This is a genomic window from Pseudomonas parasichuanensis, assembly GCF_021601385.1.
Lineage (GTDB): Bacteria > Pseudomonadota > Gammaproteobacteria > Pseudomonadales > Pseudomonadaceae > Aquipseudomonas > Aquipseudomonas parasichuanensis.
Genome location: NZ_BQHO01000069.1, coordinates 1 through 6076 on the forward strand (window position 1 = coordinate 1; position 6076 = coordinate 6076).

General features: G+C 64.7%; 5 protein-coding genes. 1 reads left to right on the forward strand and 4 read right to left on the reverse strand.

What is annotated here, in order from left to right; translation table 11 throughout:
* Positions 1-2181: DNA internalization-related competence protein ComEC/Rec2 (locus L6D77_RS26930; RefSeq protein ID WP_236170223.1), on the reverse strand; the 2181-nt coding region annotated here is incomplete at its 3' end.
* 144 nt (positions 2182-2325) lie between these two features.
* Here L6D77_RS26930 and L6D77_RS26935 point away from each other — a divergent pair.
* Positions 2326-2952 (forward strand): DUF2062 domain-containing protein, encoded by a 627-nt coding sequence (locus L6D77_RS26935; RefSeq protein ID WP_232885206.1) that lies wholly within the window; start codon positions 2326-2328, stop codon positions 2950-2952.
* Here the strand turns inward: L6D77_RS26935 and L6D77_RS26940 are convergent.
* The 3 genes from L6D77_RS26940 to L6D77_RS26950 form a co-directional block, all read right to left on the reverse strand.
* Positions 2836-3615, reverse strand: a complete 780-nt coding sequence (locus tag L6D77_RS26940) for an ABC transporter permease (RefSeq protein ID WP_232885205.1) — start codon at positions 3613-3615, stop codon at positions 2836-2838. The genes L6D77_RS26935 and L6D77_RS26940 overlap by 117 nt on opposite strands.
* Positions 3612-4544 (reverse strand): ABC transporter ATP-binding protein, encoded by a 933-nt coding sequence (locus L6D77_RS26945; RefSeq protein WP_232885204.1) that lies wholly within the window; start codon positions 4542-4544, stop codon positions 3612-3614. The genes L6D77_RS26940 and L6D77_RS26945 overlap by 4 nt, the downstream gene beginning before the upstream one ends.
* Before the next feature lie 135 nt (positions 4545-4679).
* Positions 4680-5303, reverse strand: coding sequence for a glutathione S-transferase (locus L6D77_RS26950; RefSeq protein WP_232885203.1), 624 nt, complete (start codon positions 5301-5303; stop codon positions 4680-4682).
* Between the last annotated feature and the right edge of the window lie 773 nt (positions 5304-6076).

Below are 6076 nucleotides of genomic sequence, written 5' to 3' on the forward strand. Positions count from 1 at the left end.
TAAGGGACAGCCTCCATGGCGCCCTAACCACAACCGCAGCGCCCCCTCCAACGCCGTGTCATGAATGCTCATGCCCTGCCGCCGGTAGCGCTCGATGACCTGCCCATGCGGATGCCCGAAACCGTTATGCCGTCCCCGGGAAATCAGCGCCCCGCGAGGCGCTGTAGCCTTGATGAACGGCCCGGTAGACGACGACCGGCTGCCATGGTGCGGCGCCTGCAGCCAGTCGATGCGCGGATCGTCCGTCGCGGCCAACCAGGCCCGCTCGGCACCGGCCTCCATGTCGCCTGCCAGCAACAGCCTCTCGCCATTGGCCTCGACCCGTAGCACGCAGGAGCGCTCGTTGCTGTTGGGCCCGGCCGGCCAATGCCAGAGCTCGAAATCGACACCATCCCATTGCCAACGCTCGCCACTCTTGCACGGCTGGCCGTGCAAACTTGCCTCCAACGCCATTGCCTCCCCCGCCAGCACCCGCTTCACCGCTAACCCACGATGAACGGCCCCGGCACCACCGGCGTGGTCGGCATGGGCATGGCTGATCATCATCAGGTCCAATTGCCGCACCCCAAGCTTGCGCAAGGTCGGCAGCACCACGCTTTCGCCCAAATCGCTCTCCCCCATCGCGGGGCCGGCGTCATACAGCAGGCTGTGATGGCGAGTGCGCAGCAACACCGCCAACCCCTGGCCAACGTCCAGCTGCCAGACTTCAACCTGGCCATGCGGCACCTGCTCGCGTGGCGCCCACAGGGCCAGCAGCAGGACCGCGCCCGGCACACGCAAGGGCACGCCCCGAGGCAACAGCACCAGCAACGCGCCAAGCCCCACCAGCAGCCCAGCCCACAGCGGCAGGGGCTCGGCAATCCACGCCGGCGCAAGCCCTGCTACCCAGGCAAGCCAGCCGAACAGGCCATGCAGCGAAACGCCCGCCAGCCACAACAGCCCCTCCCCCACCCAGGGCAGCGGCAGCAGCGCGGTACCGAGCAAGGCCAGTGGCAGCACCGCCAGGCTGAGCCACGGCACTGCCAGCAAGTTGGCCAGCGGCGCCGTAATGCTGATCGGCAGGCCCAGCGCCAGCAACACCGGCAACAGGCCCACGGCAATTACCCATTGCGCCCGCGTCCAGGCCTGCCAGGGCCGCCAGGCGCCCAGCCGGGCGGAAAAACACAACGCCAACACCGCTACAGCGCCAAACGACAACCAGAAGCCCGGCAACAGGCTGGCCAACGGCTCGACCAGCAGCACCCCCAGCAGCGCCAGCAACAAGGGCAACCCCGCGCCCAGCTGACGAAAGCGCAGGCGCCACAGCAGTACCACCGCCAACATCAGGCAGGCACGCTGCACCGGCACACCAAAACCTGCCAGCCAGCCATACAACAGCGCCGCGCCCATGGCCAGGCCGCAGGCCCAGGGCAGCCAAGGCAAGCGTCGCGGCCACCCGCCCAGGCGTGCCAGCCCGGCCACCGCGCCATAGACCAACCCGGCCAGAAGCCCGATATGCTGCCCGGAGATCACCAGCAGATGGACCGTGCCGGTGGCTTGCAGGGTCTGCCAGTCCTGGCGCGCCAGCCCCGCGCCATCGCCCAGCACCAGCGCCGCCAGGGCCGCCTCGCGCCCGTGCGCATCGACCGCCAGCAAGCGCTGGCGGATGCCGTCGCGCCAGTCGTGGGCGGGCGCGCCCAGCCGTTCACCGGCCTTGACCGTGCCGGTGGCGCCGATGCGCCGCGCCAGCAGGGTCGCCTCACGGTCCGGGCCATGGGGGTTGAGCAAACCATGGGGGCGACGCAGGTTGACCGCCAGCCGCCAGCGCTCCCCGATGCGCAGTTCGGGGCCATCGAACCAGCTCAGCTGCAGACGTTGCGGCAGTTCAGCCCGGCGCGAAAGGGGCTGCTCCAGTTCAAAACGCACACCCCGTTCGCTACGGGCCGGCAGGCCGACCACCCGCCCCTCCAGCCACAAGGTGCGCCCGTCCAACGCCACGGCCAGCCGATCGTCCAGCGCCTGCTGCGCCGACCAGCAGGCCCAGCAAAGCCCCAGCAGGTAACAGCCAAGCGGCCAGCCCCGCGTACGCAGGCAGGCCAACCCCAGCAATGACAGTGCCAGCAACCACCCGACCGGTGGCAGAGCAGGCAGAAAGCGCAGGCTCAACAGCCCGAGCGCGAGCGCAAGCATCCCTGTGCGCATGAGATAGAGCTCCAGCAGCGGAAAACGCCCCTGAGGCTTAGCTGATCAAGCGGGAAATCTTGCTAAACAATTGTCACAAACTCTGAACGAGGCTGCGGTTCAATCAAGGCATACTGACGCCCTTCAACCCCGCCGGGAGCCCACATGCCGCGCCGTCTGTTCAAACGCTACATGCCGGACCCGACCAGCATCCGGGAACACAAGTCGTTACGCTTTTTCGGCAAGCTGCTCCACGACCCCAACCTCTGGCACCTCAACCGCCATTCGGTGGCGCGGGCCATGGGTGTCGGCCTGTTCGCGGCCTTGATCCCCATCCCCATGCAGATGCTGCTGGCCGCCGCCCTGGCGATCCCGGTACGCGGCAACCTGCCCATTGCGGTGAGCCTGGTGTGGCTGACCAACCCGCTGACCATGCCGCCAGTGTTCTTCGTCACCTACATGACCGGCGCCTGGCTGATGCAGGTACCGCCGCGCACGCTGCCCGAAGAAATCACCGTCGACTGGGTCACCGACCAGCTTGCGACAATCTGGCAACCCTTCCTGTTGGGCTCGGTGGTGTGCGGGGTGGTGCTCGGCGTGCTCGCCTACTTCACCACCCAGTTCTACTGGCGCTGGTGGGTGGGCCGGCAGTGGCGCCGGCGCCAGTGCCGCTGCCTACGCCCGCATGCCGCGGCCGCTGACCAGCAGGCGGATGCACAGCAGGTACAGCAACGCGGTAGCCACCAGCATGAAGCTGATCGCGGTGCCAATGCTGATGTCCGACACCCCTAGGATGCCGTAGCGGAACGAGTTGACCATGTGCAGCACCGGGTTGGCCAACGACACGGTCTGCCAGAACGGCGGCAGCAGGGTGATCGAGTAGAACACCCCACCCAGGTAGGTCAGCGGCGTCAGCACGAAGGTCGGGATGATCGAGATATCGTCGAAATTGCGCGCGAACACCGCGTTGACGAAGCCCAGCAGCGAGAAGATGGTCGCGGTCAGCAACACCACCGCCACGGTCACACCCAGGTGATGCACCTGCAAGTGAGTGAAGAACAGCGACAGGATCGTGACGATCACCCCCACCGCCAAGCCACGCAGCACACCGCCCAATACGTAGCCGACCAGGATGATGTGCGGCGACACCGGCGACACCATCAACTCTTCGATGGAGCGCTGGAACTTGCTGCCGAAGAAGCTCGACACCACGTTGCCGTAGGAGTTGGTGATCACCGACATCATGATCAGCCCCGGCACGATGTACTCCATGTAGGTGAAGCCGCCCATGTCGCCGATCTGCCGGCCGATCAGGTTCCCGAAGATCACGAAGTACAGCACCATGGTGATCGCCGGCGGCAGCAGGGTCTGCGGCCAGATGCGCAAGAAGCGCCGCACTTCGCGGTAGACGATGGTGTTCAGGGCCACCCAGTTGGTGCGCAGCTCCACACTCATACGGCCACCTTCGACAGGTTTTTTTCCACCAGGGACACGAACAGCTCCTCGAGTCGGTTGGTCTTGTTGCGCAGGCTCTGCACCTCGATGTTCTTCAGCGCCAGCTGGCCAAACAGCGCGGTGATGCCGATGTCTTTCTCCACCTGCACTTCCAGGGTGTGCGGGGTGATCAGCCGGCACGGGTAGCCGTGCAGCTCAGGCGCGGCGGGCAGGTCGTGCTTGAGGTCAAGCACGAAGGTCTCGACATGCAGCTTGCCCAGCAACTGGCGCATGCTGGTGTTCTCGACGATGGTGCCGTGGTCGATGATGCCGATGTTGCGGCACAGCTGCTCGGCCTCTTCGAGGTAGTGGGTGGTGAGGATGATGGTGATGCCCTTCTGGTTGAGCTCGGTGAGGAAGCTCCACATCGAACGGCGCAGCTCGATGTCCACCCCCGCGGTCGGCTCGTCGAGAATCAGCAGGCGCGGTTCGTGGATCAGCGCGCGGGCGATCATCAGGCGGCGTTTCATGCCCCCGGACAGCGAGCGCGACTGCACGTCACGCTTGTCCCACAGCCCCAGTTGGGTCAGATACTGCTCGGCACGCTCCTTGGCCAGCTTCGGCGGGATGCCGTAGTAGCCCGCTTGCGTGACGACGATGTCGAAGGTCTTCTCGAACTGGTTGAAGTTGAACTCCTGGGGCACCACGCCCAGGCAGCGCTTGAGCGCAGCCGGTTCGCGGTCCAGGTCGTGGCCGAACACGTTGACCGTGCCGCTGGTCTTGTTCACCAGGGTGGAGAGGATGCCGATGGTGGTGGACTTGCCGGCGCCATTGGGGCCCAGCAAGGCGAAGAAGTCGCCTTCGGCTACGTCCAGGTCGATGCCCTTGAGGGCCTGGAAGCCGTTGCCGTAGGTCTTGGTCAGCTGTCGGATGGACAGGGCGGAACTCATAGCGGGTCACGTACCGGATCAAGAATGGTTCAGGACACGCCAGGCAAAGTCACTGGCGCAGTGAGTGCGGCCATGGTGCAAGGGCTGGCCGCACAAGTACAGTCACATCTATTGATAATGACTATCGAAGTGGCGTCACGTCAGGGCAGTCATCACTGCAGCCTGGTAGGCCGGGCGCTGCTTGAGGCGCTCGTACCAGGCCTCCAGGTGGTACATGGCCGGGCGTTCGATGGGCATCTCGAACCAGGCGTAGATGAAACTGCCCAGGGGGATATCGCCCATGCCGATCTGCTCACCGGACAGGTACGGCTGTTTGGCCAGGGTTTCGTCGGCGATGGCCAGCAACTGGGCGCATTGCTTGTGCGCGGCGTTGATCGCCACCCAGTCGCGCTGGTCTTCGGGGGTGCGCAGCAGGCCCCAGAACAGCGGGCGGAACGGGGTGGCGAAGGACGAGGTGGTCCAGTCCATCCATTTGTCCGCCAGGGCACGCTGGCGCGGGTCGTCGAGGTACCAGCCCTGCTCCTCGCCGTACTCGGCGCACAGGTAGCGGACGATGGCGTTGGACTCCCACAGCACCAGGTCGCCGTCTTCGAGCATGGGTACCAGGCCGTTGGGGTTGAGGGCCCGGTAGTGTGGTTCGTTGACCACGCCGAAGGCGCCGCCGGCGTCGATGGATTCGAAATCCAGGCCCAGTTCGTGGGCGATCCACAGCGCCTTGCGCACATTGCTCGAATTCTTGCGGCCCCAGATCTTCAGCATGGCAATGTCCTTATGAATGCGGGAGGGGGACAGTCTACTCCAGGGTTGGGAGTTGTGTGGGGCTGACAGGTGTTCGCCGAGAGTCTTGCAGCGCTTATGAGATCGAGCGCCGCCCGCGCGGCGCATCGCTGGCAAGCCAGCTTCCACATTTGTTTCGGGCCAGTTACTCCTGAATGTTCATCACTGTCCGCCTTATTGGTTCGACTCGATATTGAGGTGTGCACCACTGGCGCCCCACCTGACTTGAGACATGCACCAAGGCGTGCAGCGGTACCTTCACAGGAATAATTGGCCCGAAACAAATGTGGGAGCTGGCTTGCCAGCGATGCGCCGCGCGGGCGGCGCTCGATCTCATAGGCGGCAAAAGGCTCCCGGCGAACACCTGCAAGCCCTCACGCCATCTTGAAGGGAACGCCTCCAAACCTGTCAGACATTTCCGAACCTGAAACCAAATGCTTCAGCCAGCAGAGCTTGGGAACTATCCTACGCGCCTGCCGGAAGCTGCCGCGTTGTCGGGGAAACACCTCAGGGCTAACTTCACCCGGTCGCCATATCTGGTGACCGGGTGTGAGAAACCCGAGCTGCATAACGCATCAGCGGTTCCTTCCATGGTGGCCGTGTACGGGCAGACTTCGGTCTGGCCGGGTTTGCCTTATGCCCCGGATTTCTCACCTCGTACACGGCTGCCACCCTGCTCTCGTGAGAAAAGACCCGGATGGTGGTTTTCCAAAACCGCATAAGGATTTTGATCATGAAAAAAATCGTCCCCGACC

Excerpts from the sequence above, each read along its gene's own strand:
- L6D77_RS26935 (WP_232885206.1), top strand. The coding sequence starts at position 2,326 with ATGCCGCGCCGTCTGTTCAAACGCTACATGCCGGACCCGACCAGCATC.
- L6D77_RS26940 (WP_232885205.1), bottom strand. The coding sequence starts at position 3,615 with ATGAGTGTGGAGCTGCGCACCAACTGGGTGGCCCTGAACACCATCGTC.
- L6D77_RS26945 (WP_232885204.1), bottom strand. The coding sequence starts at position 4,544 with ATGAGTTCCGCCCTGTCCATCCGACAGCTGACCAAGACCTACGGCAAC.
- L6D77_RS26950 (WP_232885203.1), bottom strand. The coding sequence starts at position 5,303 with ATGCTGAAGATCTGGGGCCGCAAGAATTCGAGCAATGTGCGCAAGGCG.